We start from the raw sequence: 14,781 nt of genomic DNA on the forward strand, positions 1-14,781 counted from the left end.
TGCTACGATTAAGGCCCTAAGCTAGGCGCCGATTTCGGTGCGCACATCCAACAGTTCAGGGAAGAAAGTCAGCTCCAGCGCCTTTTTCAGGAAGCTGACGCCGCTCGAACCGCCGGTGCCCGTTTTAAAGCCGATAATCCGCTCTACCGTTTTCATATGCCGGAAACGCCACAGGTGGAAACTTTCCTCTATATCCACCAGCTTTTCGGCCATTTCATAGGCTTCCCAATACTTTTGTGGATGGTCATAGATCTCTTTAAAGGCCGGCAGCAGGTTTGGATTACGTTGGTAAGGTTGCGTCCAGTCACGTTCGATACACTCCTGCGGGATCGGCAGACCGTGACGGGACAGGTAAAGCAGGTATTCATCGTACAGGCTCGGCGCTTCAAGAATGGCCTTCAGCGCCGCGTGTTTTTCCGCATCGTTGCTGAACACCGCCAGCATGGCCGCATTCTTGTTGCCGAGCAAAAACTCAATCGAGCGATATTGATGGGACTGGAAGCCCGACGAACTGCCCAGCACGTCGCGAAACTCGACGTATTCCGACGGCGTCAGGGTTTCCAGCACCGCCCATTGCTCGAACAGCAGCCGCTGGATCTGTTTGACCCGCGCCAGGATCTTGAAGCAGTGGCTGAGCTTATCTTGTTGCACCAGCATCCGCGCCGCCTGCAGTTCATGCAGCATCAACTTCATCCACAGCTCCGACGTCTGGTGCTGCACCACAAACAGCATTTCATCATGGTGTTGCGGGTTGGACAGCGGGTGCTGGCAGTCCAGCAGTTGATCCAGGCACAGATAGTCGCCATAGCTCATGCGTTTGGAAAAATCGGTGACAATCGCGCTTTCTAATTCCCGTTTGTTCATCTGTTATCTCCGCTGCGCCCACGACCGGAAGCGGTGTGTAGCGTGCTGCAAACAGAAAACAATAGTCCATATCGCCCCAACCCGAAGGACTATAAACGAGAGTTGCCTCGCAGATTTCAGGGTTGGTCATGTCAGGTTGATTCCCTCCTTATTTCTGCCTGGATTGAAATCCCCGCAGTGATTATCCGCGGGGATGGGATCAGCAACTCCTGAGCATCTACATTGCTCTGCCGATCCCCGAACCGCTGAAAATCAAGGCTCTCTGTAATCTCGTCGCCGAACCATAAAGGATCGTTCGAAGGTGATCACCGTTTCGCCCGTGGATTTGATGCCCCGCGTTTCCACCGTAATGATGCCGTTGTTCGGTTGGGATTTTGACGGCCGTTTAGCCAGGATCTTACTGATGGCGTAAAGCGTATCACCGACAAAAAGCGGCTCTTTCAGGCGCACCGTTTCCCAGCCCAGATTGGCCACCGCCCTGGCAGACAATGCCTGCACGGTCATCCCGCTGACCAACGCCAACGTGATGCTGCTGTTGACCAAAACGCGGCCATATTCCGCTTGGGCGCCATAGGCCTTGTCGAAATGCAAAGGGTGCTGATTCATCGTCAACAGGGTGAGCCAGGTGTTGTCGGCTTCGGAAAGCGTGCGCCCCGGCCAGTGTTTGATCGTCATGCCGGTTTCGAAGTCTTCATAGTCCCCGCCGTGCTCTTCCTGGTACTCATTTTCGCCGACTTTTCTTAACATGGGGTTTTCTCCCTGAATGGGTATAGCGCCACCGCGGCAGCGGTGTCTTCAATGGCCAGCCCCACGCTGCGAAATACCGTGGTCTGCCCCGCCGGTGCAGCGGACTCACCCAAAACGACAGCGCCCAGCTCATTCAGTCCTTCAGGCTGAATGTATCCCTGCGCCATAGCGCTTCGAACCTCCCCCGCATCCTCCCTGGCAGCTGCGCCGGTTTCCACCACGACAAAGGCGGTTTTCAATAACGCGGGGTCGACCTCAATGGCGTCCTCGTGGGTGCCGCCGATAATGTTCAGGTGGGCCCCTGGCGCTACCCAATCGGCATACACCAAAGGTTCACGGGCACGGGTTGAGGTGGTGGTGCAGATAAGATCCGCCCCCTGCACGGCCTCGAATGCGCTACTGCAAACGCTGACCGGCGCGGTGGTCAGCGTACGAGCCCAGTGCGCAAACTCTTGCGTTCTGAGCGCCGAACGGGAAAAAATGCGCACCCTGCGGATCTGTCGCACCGCCAGCATCGCCAGCAGCGTGGCCCGTGCCTGAACCCCTGCCCCGAGGATAGCAAGATCGCCAGCCTGCTCCGGAGCACACAGCTGGGTCGCCAGTCCGGCCACCGCTCCGGTTCGCAACGCGGTCAGACTAGCGCCATCGAACAAGGCCAGCATCTGGCCCGTATCGATGTCGGTGAGCAGCACCACCCCATGGATCAATGGCAACCCTCTCTCAGCATTGCCGGGCGTGAGCGTAGTGATTTTGACGCTGGCGACACCGCGTCTGTTCCAGGCCGCCGGGCTGATCAACGTCTCTGAAGGACCATGCTGGAGTAAGGTCCGCGTCGGTGATTGTTCGTCACCGCGACGTAAATCCCCGAACGCCTCACTCAGCATCGCCATGACCTGCCGCAGTCGGATCTCTCCGGACATTTCAACTGCATTGATGATTTGCATCGTCACAGGGCGATCCTCTTCAACTGCGCGGCCACTTCTACGATAAGGTCTTCTTGCCCGGCCACGGCCTGGCGTTTTCCCAATTCGAAGAAGACGTCACGCGGATCGACCCCCGCAGAGGCCGAATGGCTTAACACCGGATTTTTGAAGCCGGAAAAAACGCCGGCCAGGCCACTGACTATGCCCACGGAGTCGATCATCGGTGGGGTGACCATCAGTTCCCGGGCGGCAAGCTCGGCGGCGTCGAGAAAATGATAAAGGTCAATGCCGGTGTTGAACCCCAAACGTTCCAATACCGGTACCAGAACTTCAAGTTGGGTGTTCCCTGCCCCAGCCCCGAATCCGCGGGCACAGCCATCAATCACGCTAGCGCCGGCCTGAGCGGCGGCAACCGAGTTGGCCACCGCCATGCCCAAATTATTGTGGGCGTGGAAAATAAGCGGCACATCCACCTGCCGCCGCATCGCGGTGATGCGTTCGGTCACATCCTGCGGCAACAGGTTACCGGCAGAATCCATGATGCCGACGGCCTGCGCACCGTACTCCACCAGCAGTTGAGCCTGATCGGCTAACTGTTGGGGAGTGGCCATATGGCTCATCATCAGTACCGCATGCGCTTCTGCCCCGTGATCTCGCAGCCATCCCAGATGACGTTCGGCCAGGGTTGCCTCAGTGCAATGGGTACCGATGCGCACCACATCCGCACCGCAGGATAACGCCTTCGACAGATCGACGATGGTTCCCCAACCGGGCAGCATAAACACGCCCATCTTGCTGTTTTGCAAACACTCGCGCACGGTGTTCAACATGGTTTCATCGCTCAACGCGGCGCGCCCGACCTGATACGAGGAGGCGCCAAGCCCGTTGCCATGGCCAACCTCGACAATCGCCACCCCCGTTTTATCTACCGCAGTCGCGTAGTCTCGTAACTGAGCCACCGTGAGCTGATGCTTCACGGCGTGTTGACCATCACGCAGGGTTGAGTCGTTAATCAGCATGGCCATTAGCCCCCTCCGTTTTATTTCGATAGCTCGCATACTGTTCGGCAACCAGGATGGCGGCAGAATTAATCAGATCCAGATTCCCGGCGTATTCAGGCATCACCTTGCTGCTGGCAACCACCTCCAGCGAGATCGAAACGCGTCCTTCGCTGACGTTAAGAGCGGTAAGCGAATAGCCCGCCGAGAATCCCCGCACCGCCTCAACGGCCTCAGCAAGCACCGGAGTAATCTGTTCCTTCGTGACCCCGGGAATACCGGCGAAAATGGTGACCCTGAACATGGCGGGTGGCGCAGCCGGGCTGATGTTGAGGATCGCCTTGGTGTTGGCTACGCCGGTAAAAGCGCTGAGCGCCCGCTGCGTGGTGTCCACATATTCGTCGATGTTGATCCGGGTGGCCCGCCCCAGAATATTGCTGGCGACGGTCGCCACCACCTCGATATCGTTGATACGAAAATGTCGGCTCAGGGCATGCAAAATGGGTATCGACGCCTGTCCACCGCAGCTGATCAGGCTGACATTGCGCTCGGCCAGCGCCTCGGTTCCCGTTACCGTGGGTACAATCATTTTTCCCAGGTGGCTGGGGGTTAAGTCGATCATTAAGGAGCCCAACGGTCGCAACAGCTCCCAATGTTTGGCATGCGACATCGCGTTGGTGGCGTCAAACACCACGTCGAAAGGTTTGGGCGATGCCAAAACAGCGTCAATGCCACCGGCGCTGGTCGGACACCCCAATTGGGCCGCAAGCTCAAAACCGGCGGAGTCCTTGTTGCGCCCCGCGAGCAGCCCACAATTGAGCAGCGGAGAACGATGAATTTTATTGACCAGATCCATGCCAATAGCGCCGGTTCCGATGACAGCAACGGAGAGCGTCATGAGTTGCTCCTGCCGAAACGGTCGGCCCAGGCCTTGCCGGATTGCAAGGTATTACGTGCCATGCGGGCAAAAGGCGGCCCCACCATGTGCCCGTCCAACAAGGCAATTCCCCCCTGCGCCGCTTTCACAGCATCGGTAATGCGGCTTGCCGCCAAGAGTGCGCTCTCGCAGGGCCGTAACGTCGAGTTGATCAGTTCGAGCTCGCTAGGATGAACGGTGGCTTTGCCATGGAAACCCAGATCTTTGACGCACTGAATTTCATTGGCCAACACGTCGGGTTCGGAAAGCCGATAGTTGGCGGTATCGATACAGCCAATACCGTGTCTGGCACTCGCCAACACCATCGCCTGACGAGCGGCCAGCATCCCGGACCAGGTGATTGGCACCCCCAACGTGGCCGCCAAATCTGCAGAGCCGAAAATCAGCCCATCCGCCACCGCCGCGACATTATCCAGATCGGTAATGGCCTCGACGGTCTCTATCGTCAGGTAAATTTCTGGGAACCTTCCGGCTGAGGCGAAGGTTTCACGCAGGAAAACCACCTCGGCAGGGGTTCGAACCATCGACATTACGATAAAGCCAGGCGTGGTTTGGCCGGAGCACAACATCACCAGATCATGCACCGCATCAAGAGTGCCCAACGCGTTGATCCGAACAGCAATATTTGCGGACGGCGGTGCATTATCGAGAGCCGTGCGGCAAATGGTCCTGGCCTCCGCCTTGGCCGGGCCAGGAACAGAGTCCTCCAGATCCATCAAATGCACATCGGCGTCATAAGACAGAGCCTTGACCACACGGTTTAGTGACAAGGCCGGCGTGTACAGAATGCTGCGGGGAACAGCCCGGGCGATATCCGTCATTGCGGCCCCCTGACAGCAGAGATCACCTGGCACAGGCCGCGGATCTGCTCTTGCGTTTGTCCGGCTCGCATCATGACTCGCAGGCCGGCGGTGCCTTTGGCGACGATAGGGAAAAACACCGGCGAGACATAGAAGCCAGCCTCGATCACCTGGCGCCCCGCCTCGATCACCCGGTCATCGCTCATCGGCACCAGGCGGATCGGATAGGTATTGCCGCTTTGCTCCGTCGGGATCAGGGAATCGAACAGCGCGATGTTGTCGTACAGTTTCTTTTGTAACCGGGGCAATTCATCCGTGCGGTGAATTTCCGCCGACGCCAGGCTGGCGCCGATGGCCGCCGTATTCAGGTTTTGCGAGTAGTTGAGCCCGCCGCCAAAGCGTTCGACCAGGCGCAGCATCTGCTGCGAATAACCGTTGAGCAATATCGCCGCCCCGCTGGTGCCGAAAGCTTTGTTGAGCGTGACCACCATAATGGTGTTTTCATCCAACGCCGGACTATGAGAACGAACATAGCCAACACCGCGTTCGCCATAAGCGGAGATCGAATGCGAATCGTCGTAAAACACCATCAGGCCGTATTTGTCCTGCAGTTCAGCCAGGGCTTTGACCGGAGCATAGCCCCCCAGGCTATCGCTGCCGTCGACCACGTAACAGACCCGTTGATATTGCTTGCAGCAGTCTTCAATGAAATTCAAATCATGATAATTGCAGGTGACGACTTCGGTTTCATCGGCACAGGCGGGTTTGGCAGCCGCCAGCGACACGTGGGCGTGCTTATCGAAAATCATCAAAGGCCGTACACCGTTGCCTAAATGGCCCGAAGCTATAAGAGGAAGCAAGCCGCCGCTGACGCTGCTCGCTGACACGCCGCTGAGTACATCAGCCTGGAACAGCTCACCCAGCGACGCTTCCAACTCCTTCATGGCAGGGAGCTGGACCCGACTGCGGGCGATGCAGTGATCCAACACGCCGTAGCGGCGCACCGCGTCGATAGCACCTTCGACCACCTTGCTGTGGGAGTCCAGGTTCAGGTACGAGCAGCAGCTGAAATTGACAAACTGATGGCCACTTTGGGTGGACAACAGGTCGTTATCGAGCCCGGCAACGATACCCGCAAGGCCGTTTTGCTCTGACATATCCCAGAAAGGATTGCCTATGCCAATGGCCTTATCGTTGTTGCGGAATTTGTTAGTGGGAATGATCTGCTTACGGCTGCTCATCAAGTGCCTTCCTCTTGGTGGGTTCTGGTTGATAGTTGTAGATGCCTTTAAACTTGCGGTAAGCCGCCGTGTAGAGCGCGGAGTAGAAAACATAAGGGCGACGCAGGATTTTCAGATCCCACAGCCAAAAATTAACGTTGATATTCAGATCGTCTAAAGATTCGGCCTGGTGCCACCACCCCAGCGGCAAATACAGCATTTCACCGGGTTCTAAAATAAAGTCGCGGCGCTGCGGGATTTTTGCCGCCAAGCGGGGAAAACGCTGCGGGTCGATATTGTCAAAATCAAAGGCCTGCGATTTATCGCCGAACCCCTGCAGGATAGATCGCGGATAGTAATCTCCGCGGCCCGGAGGAAAAAGAATGAACCGTTTTCTGCCCTGCAAAGAAATATTAAAGTTTTCCAGCTCATCGAAATGGCTTTGGGTAAATACCCCGTGGTAGCTGACCCATAAATTGGCGGCGTTCAACCCACGACGGGAGGCCAGCAGGGAAAAAGCATCAAAGCCAAGGATATTATTGACGTCCTCGGGGCGGTGCATAATATTGGACACCACGCGATACCAGGTATTGTTGTCGCTTTGGTACTCTTTATTTTCCAAAAAACCACGCAGCTGAATTTTCATGGTTTGCCAGCGTTCGGTATTTTCTTTATTACTGGCCTCTCGGAACAAGGTGACATTATCATCGCCCAAGCGTTGTGAGATCAGGTCACTCGCCCCTATGCTGGTATCAATGGGTAAATCGGTAATAATGACCGGAACGTCGGCTCGGAAAATAGCTTCAACACCAAAGGCGACGAACTCTTTAAAGGTCATGCGCGGAACGGGAACCCCCGTCGTTAACTGTTTCACGATTGCCGTTTTCCTGTTTCGAAAATAATAATGTGAGGCCCCGATATTTTGGGGCGTAGTTTTTATTTATTGCTGAGTAATTTCTGGCTAAACAGGCTGGATAATAAAGCGAGTGTTCCGGCGGCCATGGCTACCCAGGCCACCTGACCCGCTCCGCTTTGATCAGAAAGCTGTCCACCCACCGAGACGCCCAGTGAAAAGCCCAGCCAGCCGGCGCTGGACAACCAGGAGAAGCCTTCGGATAAACACCCTTTCGGCGTCAAGGACTCCAGCAGGTTGCTGCAGGTGATCAATAACGGCGCCACCGACAGCCCGGCGACGAAAGCGGAAATGCCCATGACAACGGGAACGCTGGTGAAAATCAGCGGAAGCGTGCCGGCACACAGGGTGGCGGAGGTGATCAGCAGCAGGCGGGGTTGCGATAAGGACCAGTTCATGGCGCCGTAGCAGGTGCCACCCACCAGGCTGCCCGCGGCGCAAATGGATAACAGCACACCGGCGAGGGTTGGATTGCCTACTTCTTTGGCGTAGGCGATCATCATGACGTCGATTGAGCCAAGAAACAGGCCTACCGCCGCATAGGAGATCATTAACGCCCGTACCCAGACCATGCTGATTGCCCGACGGTCGCTTTCTGCGCTCTTGTGCACAATAACCGGCTCAGAACGCCGATGTAACACCAGGGCCAGAGAACCACTGAAGGTGAGCGCGGCGCATAACGCCAGCCCCGCTGCGGGGTGCCATGCCGTGGCCAAAACAATGGCGATTAACGGCCCCAATAAGAAAATGATCTCATCAAGCACGGTTTCTAACGCGTACGCGGTTCGTAGCGCTTCATCGGTCACCATGGAGGCCCAGCGAGTACGAATAAATCCATCCACCGGCACCGACGAACAACCGGTAGCAATGGCCGCCGCCATAATTGCCCATAAGTGCATATTCAGCAGCACCAAGCCAATTAACGAAAGGATCGCAATGACGTGGCAGCAGCAGGTAATAATAAGCACCTTTCGCTGGCTGAATTTATCGGCAAATCGGCCTAAAACCGGGCTGGCTATCGCCTGCGTAATCATTAATGTTCCCGCCACGGTTCCGGCAATCCATAACGAGTCCATAGTGGCGGAAATCAACATTATGCAACTGATGGACCGCATCGCCACCGGGAACCTGACCAGCAGGCCAAACAATGAAAGCGTCGCATGTCCGGGATCAGACAATAATCGGGTATAAGAACCAAAACTGAACTTGGACTCAACGGCCTCTGTTTCCATAAGGTGCTCTCAATAGATATTCGCTAAAAGAACGAATGAATATATCAATCGAACATACCCACTCATTTATTTGATCGGGCACACTCAATGAAATAAATAACTTAACTATTTATTTATGCGCAACAATAAAACGAAGGTAACGCGCTCAGGCATTAATCCCTCCCGAATGGAATTCAGGTCATAGAATATTGTTCGCGTTGAAATCATCTTGGTTAATAATTATTAATTCGCCATCTTAAAAAGTCCCCGAAATTTATCATAAACAATTTTAATGCATGGGCATTAAGAATTAGCAACGCTAATCATTATTTACAAGAGCGTTTTTGCATCACATTGATGCGTTATTGCATTCATATTTAATTACAGTGAGTTAAGTGTTAATTATGGTGAAAATAATAATTTTCAGTCTGCGAATGACGCCCTTTGAACCACACTCTCAGGGCCCTCTGGCGCTATAGCGGCTCAGAAAACAGAAACTGTGCCGTAATCGTCATTTTTACTCCCTATTGGAGCCAAGTATTCCTGCCGCGCTTTATTTATGATGAAGGTTTGACGCGCGGGGACATTGGCCCTGACATTAACATCACGCGAGGAGAACACATGGCTACAGGCATTGGCGGTAGTACGCCACAACAGGCCCTGGAACAGCTGCAACCGCTCACGGACAACCCGCCTGAAATCGCCGCGGTGGAATACCGGCAACGCATTCAGCACGCGCAGCGCCTGATGCGCGACAACGGCATTGACGCCTGCTATCTCAATGCCGGCAGCAACCTGCTCTATTTTACCGGTACCGCCTGGTCGCCCAGCGAACGTATGGTGGGCGCGGTGATCCCGGCCGAGGGGGAAATCGCCTATATTGCGCCCTGGTTTGAGATCGGCACGTTCAAGGACGCGCAGGTGATTGAGGGGGAGATATTTAGCTGGCATGAGGAAGAAGATCCCTACCGGTTGTTCTTCACCGTACTGGCCGCGCGTGGGCTGACAGGTTCGGGCCGCCAACTCAAAGTGGCCATTTGCGAAACCGCGTCGGTCACGCTGTTCCTCGGCCTGCAACAGCATGCCGGTGAAATAAAGTTGGTCAGCGCCCTGCCGATCACCGGGTACTGCCGCAGCCGCAAATCGGCGGCCGAAATTGCGCTGATGCAAACCGCGAATAACATTACCCTGCGGGTCCAACAGGCGGCGGCAAGCATATTGCGCCCAGGGATCACCGCCAGAGAGCTGGTCGAGTTTGTCGATCAGGCCCATCGCAAAATGGGCACCACCGGTTCTTACTTCTGCATTGTACTGTTCGGATCCGATAGCGCGTTTCCTCATGGCGTTAAAGCCCCCAACCCGCTGCAACATAACGATGTCGTGCTGCTGGATACCGGCTGTCGCTACAAGGGCTACCTGTCCGATATCACCCGAACTTATGTCTACGGCGAAGCCAACCCGCGCCAACGCTTTGCCTGGCAGGCTGAACATGATGCGCAGGCTGCGGCATTTGCTGTAATCGCGCCCGGCGTGCCCTGCCATAAAGTGGATGATGCCGCGCGCGAAGCGCTGGTTTCTCATGGTTTTGGGCCGGATTATCAGCTGCCGGGGCTGCCGCACCGTACCGGTCACGGTATCGGGCTGGACATTCATGAAGCGCCGTATCTGATCCGCAAGCAGCAGGAGCCGCTCGACGTGGGGATGTGCGCCAGCATCGAACCCATGCTATGCCTGCCAGGCGAGTTCGGCATTCGTCTTGAGGATCATTTCTACGTCACCGAAGACGGAGCGCGCTGGTTTACCGCGCCGGCGAAATCTATTGATGACCCTTTCAATTTGATGTCCTGATCCCCTGCCGGGCGGCGTCGCCGCTCGGATTTAAAAACAACTCTCCCCATAATAATAAGAAACTTTAATATCGATTATATTTACTCACCTCATTTAACACTTCATGTTAATGCAATCATTAATTCATTCCATTTTATACACTCCGGATAAAATAGTTGTTGATATGCAAAATGACTTGGGTTAATAATCAATCCACCATCAAGGTGAAGCATAATAAAAAATCATAAACTCAAAGGGAGTTGGTTATGAAAACGATTGATCATTCTTTATTAGACTCTATCGCCGGCGGCCGTGGTAATAATGGCGGAGACCGTGCGGACAATAGTCGTAAGAATAAAGGAAAAAACAATGGCGGTAACAAAAGCGGCTCAAGTGACTACTATACTAAAAACACGTCGGAAGACTGTATCAATGGCATGGTGGCAGGTACAGCTTTAGGAGCGTTTGGTGGGCTACCTGGCGCCGCTATGGGATTGGTTGGCGGCGCAGTTACCGGCGGTTGTTTCAAGGATGGCAACAAGGGTGGCGGTAACGTAGGTATGGGCAAAGGCGGGAATAAATGCGGGTCAAGTTCCGGTGGCAAATGTTCTTGGTAGACGGTAACGTTAAAGAAAATAACTACGGGCAGGATACTCGCCATTTTTAGGTGATTACATGAATGATAAAGTTATAAAAATAATATCAGTTATTCTGGGTATATTTCTTTCTTCATCCTTGCTAAGCGGGGCTGGGGTAGGCTTTTCAACATGGTATCCCGCACCGAGAGGCATTTCCGTTCTGTTGGTTTCAATTAGCTGCGGTATTGTCTTAGTAAGACTTATATACTTAATAATTAAATTCTCTTTAGGCAAGCCGCAGAAAGGGAGCTAAATTCCCTAGTTTTAACGACCATGCTTTCGTTCATAAATTTGTTAATTAAAGGCGTCAGTTAATCGCTGTCGCCTTGCTCTCCCCCACGTTTCCTGTGCGGCATTACTGACTACTTTACATTCAAGCGTTAACCAACCGATACCGGTTGCTGCCATCCAGCTTCAATTTACGTGCTGCGACGACCCAGTTCATGCCTGTGTCATCCTGACGATACCCTATGCCAGTGCATCTTCGCTGATAGAGATGTTTTTATTCACGCTCCGCGTTGGGCTTTCCACACGCCAACTGGGGTTAATCAGTTGGCGTAACCGCTAAAATAGATTAGTTTTAAGCTCTGACTTTCCTCGGCACTGGATGCTATGACTACCCAAAATCAACAACCTCAGGCTGTCTTCAGCCCCGTTACACGTCATGCCATATTTTTGGTCGCCACCTTGTCGCCCAACCCCGCTCAGCTTGCTGCGGTGCGTGGCTGGTGTGCGGATATCAGCGGCGTAATCCGTTCCGTCGGCAAAAGATCCCCGGCGGGCAATCTGTCCTGCGTCTGCGGATTTGGCTCTACGGCCTGGGATCGGCTGTTCGGCCAACCCCGTCCGGCGCTGCTTCATCCTTTTCGTGAGATAGGCACCGGCGACCGCGTTGCCGTTTCGACCCCTGGCGATATCCTGCTGCACATTCGCGCCGACGAGATGGATTTGTGCTTCGAACTCGCCACACAGTTGATGAACAAGCTTGGCGATGCCGTGACGGTAATAGAGGAAGTGCACGGTTTCCGCTACTTCGATCAGCGGGCAATGATTGGTTTTGTCGATGGTACAGAAAACCCCGAAGGGCACGAAGCCTTCGACTATACGGTGATTGGCGAGGAAGACGCTGAGTTTTCAGGCGGCAGCTACGTGCTGGTACAAAAATACCTGCATGACATGAAAGGCTGGAATTCACTGAGCGTTGAAACGCAAGAACGCATTATTGGTCGCCACAAGCAATCCAATATTGAACTGGATGAAGACGTCAAGCCTTCGTCATCCCACAGTTCCCTGACGACGCTGACCGATGAAAACGGCAATGAAGTCAAAATATTGCGTGACAATATGCCGTTCGGGAAACCCGGCATGGGGGAGTTCGGCACTTACTTCATCGGCTACGCGCGATCCCCTCAGCCCATCGAGCAAATGTTGGAGAACATGTTTGTTGGTCGGCCAGCCGGCAATTATGATCGCCTGTTGGATTTCAGCCGCGCGGTCACCGGCAGCCTGTTCTTTACGCCATCGGCAACCCTGCTGGAAGCCTTGGCTGAGCGTGACGCCCCACAATAATCCCCGATGAGCAATGACTGCCCCGGTCGGTTGGGGGGCAGTTCTGCCAACTGCAACATCGGCTGTCGACGCCCGCATCAGATACGTATTTCAGGGCGCTGGATACGAATGCTCACTATCCCCAACCCCTCTTCTATTGCCAAGGCGTGACAAGAGTTTGAAGAAGATGGCCGCATGAAACCTTCCGCCTACGATGATCGAATCGTTGACGTGATAGAAGAACTGATGAGGTTTACCCTTCTGACGCGAGGCAATGCCAGGTATCTGGTCGACCGTTACAGCAAGAGAAAAGAGCGCGCGGCTGAACTGTCTGCACGAGTCAATCAACGCAGCATCTAAAAAGTCAGGCCCGCAATCCAACCGCGGGCCTTTAATGCTCATTTCACCGAAATTCGCCGCCCTTGCGCATCGATCACAGGCTCGCCGTCTTCCTTGGTGAAAGGGCCTTGCTGCGGATCCGGCAGGATATCCAGCACGGCTTCCGACGGTCGACACAGACGGGTGCCCAAGGGTGTCACCACAATAGGTCGATTAATCAATATCGGTTGTTGCAACATAAAGTCGATCAATTGTTCGTCACTCCAGCCTGCATCTGCCAGCCCCAACGATTCATAAGGCTCGACGTTTTTACGCAGTAAGGCTCGCGCAGATATTCCCATATCGGCGATCAGCCTGATCAATTGCTCGCGGTCGGGCGGTGTCTCCAGATACAAAATCACCGTCGGTTCCACACCACTGTTGCGGATCAGTGCCAACGTATTGCGCGATGTGCCGCAAGCCGGGTTGTGGTAAATCTTGATGTTACTCATGGCGTTCTCTCTGAGTTATGGCTAAAGCGACAGGCGCAGGGCCAGGGCGGTCAGCGCAACCAACAGCACCGGCAGGGTCATCACTACCCCGACCCGGAAATAGTATCCCCAGCTTATGACGATGCTTTTCTTCGACAATACGTGCAGCCACAACAGCGTGGCCAGGCTACCGATCGGCGTAATTTTCGGCCCAAGATCGCTGCCTATGACATTGGCATAAATCATTGCCTGTTTAATTACGCCTTCGGCATTGCTGCCGTCAATCGACAAGGCCCCCACCAACACCGTCGGCATGTTGTTCATCACCGAGGACAAAAATGCCGTCAGGAAACCGGTGCCCAGCGTAGCTGCCCAAATTCCGCGTTCGGCCAGAAAATCCAGCACACCGGCCAGGGTATCGGTCAGCCCTGCATTACGCAGCCCGTAGACCACCAGATACATCCCGAGAGAGAAGACCACGATCTGCCAGGGGGCGCCCCGCAACACTTTAGCAGTGTCGATGGCCTGCCCCTTTTTCGCCACCAGCAGCAGGATTAACGCACCAACGGCGGCGACCAGGCTAACCGGCACGCCCAGCGGCTCAAGCCCAAAAAAACCCACCAGCAGCAGCACCAATACGCCCCAACCGGCTCTAAACGTCGGCAAATCGCGAATGGCCTCACGCGGTGGCCGCAGCAACCTCAGGTCATAGCTGCGCGGAATGTCCTTGCGGAAGAACAGGTGCAACATCACCAGCGTGGCGACAATGGCGGCAAGGTTCACCGGCACCATCACTGCCGCATACTGCGTGAAACCCAGTTGAAAGAAATCAGCGGAGACGATATTCACCAAATTGGACACCACCAGCGGCAGGCTGGCGGTATCGGCGATAAATCCCGCCGCCATCACGAAGGCCAGCGTTGCCCCTGAACTGAACCCCAACGCCAGCAGCATCGCAATCACTATCGGCGTCAGGATCAGCGCTGCCCCGTCATTGGCAAACAACGCCGCCACCGCGGCGCCCAGCAGCACAATATAGGTGAACAACCAGCGCCCTTTGCCCTTGCCCCAGCGCGCAACATGCAGCGCGGCCCATTCAAAGAAGCCGGATTCATCCAGCAGCAGGCTGATAATGATCACCGCGATAAAGGTCGCGGTAGCGTTCCAGACGATCTGCCAGACCAGCGGAATATCACCGACCTGTACCACACCGGTCAGCAATGCCAAGAGCGCGCCGAAACAGGCACTCCAGCCTATGCCCAAGCCTTTCGGCTGCCAGATCACCAAAACGATCGTCAGGATAAATATTGCCCCGGCCAACACCATCACAACTCCTTAGTCTCTCA

At 54.8% G+C, this 14,781-nt stretch carries 14 protein-coding genes and 1 pseudogene; 4 read left to right on the forward strand and 11 right to left on the reverse strand.

Annotated features, from left to right (window positions below; translation table 11 throughout):
- Positions 1–21 precede the first annotated feature (21 nt).
- From kynA to M495_RS15140, 9 genes are all read right to left on the reverse strand, one after another.
- A complete protein-coding gene (kynA, locus tag M495_RS15100; RefSeq protein ID WP_020827548.1) occupies positions 22–864 on the reverse strand; it encodes a tryptophan 2,3-dioxygenase in 843 nt (280 codons plus the stop codon).
- 252 nt (positions 865–1,116) lie between these two features.
- Complete coding sequence (locus M495_RS15105) at positions 1,117–1,611, reverse strand: MaoC family dehydratase (protein WP_020827549.1); 495 nt, start codon at positions 1,609–1,611, stop codon at positions 1,117–1,119.
- Entirely contained in the window at positions 1,605–2,555 is a 951-nt protein-coding gene (locus M495_RS15110; protein ID WP_051150514.1) for an ornithine cyclodeaminase family protein, read from the reverse strand. The genes M495_RS15105 and M495_RS15110 overlap by 7 nt, the downstream gene beginning before the upstream one ends.
- A gap of 2 nt (positions 2,556–2,557) precedes the next feature.
- Positions 2,558–3,559 carry a 4-hydroxy-2-oxovalerate aldolase gene (dmpG, locus tag M495_RS15115; RefSeq protein ID WP_020827551.1) on the reverse strand — a complete coding sequence of 334 codons (1,002 nt, stop codon included), beginning with the start codon at positions 3,557–3,559 and terminating at the stop codon, positions 2,558–2,560.
- On the reverse strand, positions 3,543–4,430 hold the full coding sequence (locus M495_RS15120) for an acetaldehyde dehydrogenase (acetylating) (RefSeq protein WP_020827552.1): 888 nt from the start codon (positions 4,428–4,430) through the stop codon (positions 3,543–3,545). Before M495_RS15120 ends, dmpG begins: the two co-directional genes overlap by 17 nt.
- On the reverse strand, positions 4,427–5,290 hold the full coding sequence (locus M495_RS15125) for an HpcH/HpaI aldolase/citrate lyase family protein (RefSeq protein WP_020827553.1): 864 nt from the start codon (positions 5,288–5,290) through the stop codon (positions 4,427–4,429). Before M495_RS15125 ends, M495_RS15120 begins: the two co-directional genes overlap by 4 nt.
- Positions 5,287–6,510 (reverse strand): 8-amino-7-oxononanoate synthase family protein, encoded by a 1,224-nt coding sequence (locus M495_RS15130; RefSeq protein ID WP_020827554.1) that lies wholly within the window; start codon positions 6,508–6,510, stop codon positions 5,287–5,289. The genes M495_RS15125 and M495_RS15130 overlap by 4 nt, the downstream gene beginning before the upstream one ends.
- Positions 6,497–7,363 carry a cupin-like domain-containing protein gene (locus M495_RS15135; RefSeq protein WP_201766286.1) on the reverse strand — a complete coding sequence of 289 codons (867 nt, stop codon included), beginning with the start codon at positions 7,361–7,363 and terminating at the stop codon, positions 6,497–6,499. The genes M495_RS15130 and M495_RS15135 overlap by 14 nt, the downstream gene beginning before the upstream one ends.
- 62 nt (positions 7,364–7,425) lie before the next feature.
- Positions 7,426–8,634 carry an MFS transporter gene (locus M495_RS15140; RefSeq protein ID WP_041414717.1) on the reverse strand — a complete coding sequence of 403 codons (1,209 nt, stop codon included), beginning with the start codon at positions 8,632–8,634 and terminating at the stop codon, positions 7,426–7,428.
- Between the two features lie 600 nt (positions 8,635–9,234).
- Here M495_RS15140 and M495_RS15145 point away from each other — a divergent pair.
- From M495_RS15145 to M495_RS15160, 4 genes and pseudogenes are all read left to right on the forward strand, one after another.
- On the forward strand, positions 9,235–10,461 hold the full coding sequence (locus M495_RS15145; protein WP_020827557.1) for a M24 family metallopeptidase: 1,227 nt from the start codon (positions 9,235–9,237) through the stop codon (positions 10,459–10,461).
- Positions 10,462–10,706: 245 nt separating this feature from the next.
- On the forward strand, positions 10,707–11,057 hold the full coding sequence (locus tag M495_RS15150; protein ID WP_020827558.1) for a hypothetical protein: 351 nt from the start codon (positions 10,707–10,709) through the stop codon (positions 11,055–11,057).
- A 633-nt stretch (positions 11,058–11,690) separates the two neighbouring features.
- Entirely contained in the window at positions 11,691–12,647 is a 957-nt protein-coding gene (locus tag M495_RS15155; RefSeq protein WP_020827559.1) for a Dyp-type peroxidase, read from the forward strand.
- Between the two features lie 75 nt (positions 12,648–12,722).
- Positions 12,723–12,986 (forward strand): annotated as a pseudogene (locus tag M495_RS15160) (arsenical resistance protein ArsH); the annotation flags it as partial.
- A 38-nt stretch (positions 12,987–13,024) separates the two neighbouring features.
- Here the strand turns inward: M495_RS15160 and arsC are convergent.
- Both arsC and M495_RS15170 read right to left on the reverse strand, forming a co-directional pair.
- Complete coding sequence (gene arsC, locus M495_RS15165; RefSeq protein WP_020827561.1) at positions 13,025–13,456, reverse strand: glutaredoxin-dependent arsenate reductase; 432 nt, start codon at positions 13,454–13,456, stop codon at positions 13,025–13,027.
- A gap of 21 nt (positions 13,457–13,477) precedes the next feature.
- Positions 13,478–14,761, reverse strand: coding sequence for an arsenic transporter (locus tag M495_RS15170; RefSeq protein ID WP_020827562.1), 1,284 nt, complete (start codon positions 14,759–14,761; stop codon positions 13,478–13,480).
- Between the last annotated feature and the right edge of the window lie 20 nt (positions 14,762–14,781).

The sequence above is a fragment of the Serratia liquefaciens ATCC 27592 genome, assembly GCF_000422085.1.
GTDB classification, from domain to species: domain Bacteria; phylum Pseudomonadota; class Gammaproteobacteria; order Enterobacterales; family Enterobacteriaceae; genus Serratia; species Serratia liquefaciens.

Coding starts and splice junctions, on each gene's coding strand:
- M495_RS15140 (WP_041414717.1), bottom strand. CDS start 8,634: ATGGAAACAGAGGCCGTTGAGTCCAAGTTCAGTTTTGGTTCTTATACC.
- M495_RS15155 (WP_020827559.1), top strand. CDS start 11,691: ATGACTACCCAAAATCAACAACCTCAGGCTGTCTTCAGCCCCGTTACA.
- dmpG (WP_020827551.1), bottom strand. CDS start 3,559: ATGGCCATGCTGATTAACGACTCAACCCTGCGTGATGGTCAACACGCC.
- M495_RS15130 (WP_020827554.1), bottom strand. CDS start 6,510: ATGAGCAGCCGTAAGCAGATCATTCCCACTAACAAATTCCGCAACAAC.
- arsC (WP_020827561.1), bottom strand. CDS start 13,456: ATGAGTAACATCAAGATTTACCACAACCCGGCTTGCGGCACATCGCGC.
- M495_RS15170 (WP_020827562.1), bottom strand. CDS start 14,761: ATGGTGTTGGCCGGGGCAATATTTATCCTGACGATCGTTTTGGTGATC.
- kynA (WP_020827548.1), bottom strand. CDS start 864: ATGAACAAACGGGAATTAGAAAGCGCGATTGTCACCGATTTTTCCAAA.
- M495_RS15110 (WP_051150514.1), bottom strand. CDS start 2,555: ATGCAAATCATCAATGCAGTTGAAATGTCCGGAGAGATCCGACTGCGG.
- M495_RS15120 (WP_020827552.1), bottom strand. CDS start 4,430: ATGACGCTCTCCGTTGCTGTCATCGGAACCGGCGCTATTGGCATGGAT.
- M495_RS15145 (WP_020827557.1), top strand. CDS start 9,235: ATGGCTACAGGCATTGGCGGTAGTACGCCACAACAGGCCCTGGAACAG.
- M495_RS15150 (WP_020827558.1), top strand. CDS start 10,707: ATGAAAACGATTGATCATTCTTTATTAGACTCTATCGCCGGCGGCCGT.
- M495_RS15105 (WP_020827549.1), bottom strand. CDS start 1,611: ATGTTAAGAAAAGTCGGCGAAAATGAGTACCAGGAAGAGCACGGCGGG.
- M495_RS15125 (WP_020827553.1), bottom strand. CDS start 5,290: ATGACGGATATCGCCCGGGCTGTTCCCCGCAGCATTCTGTACACGCCG.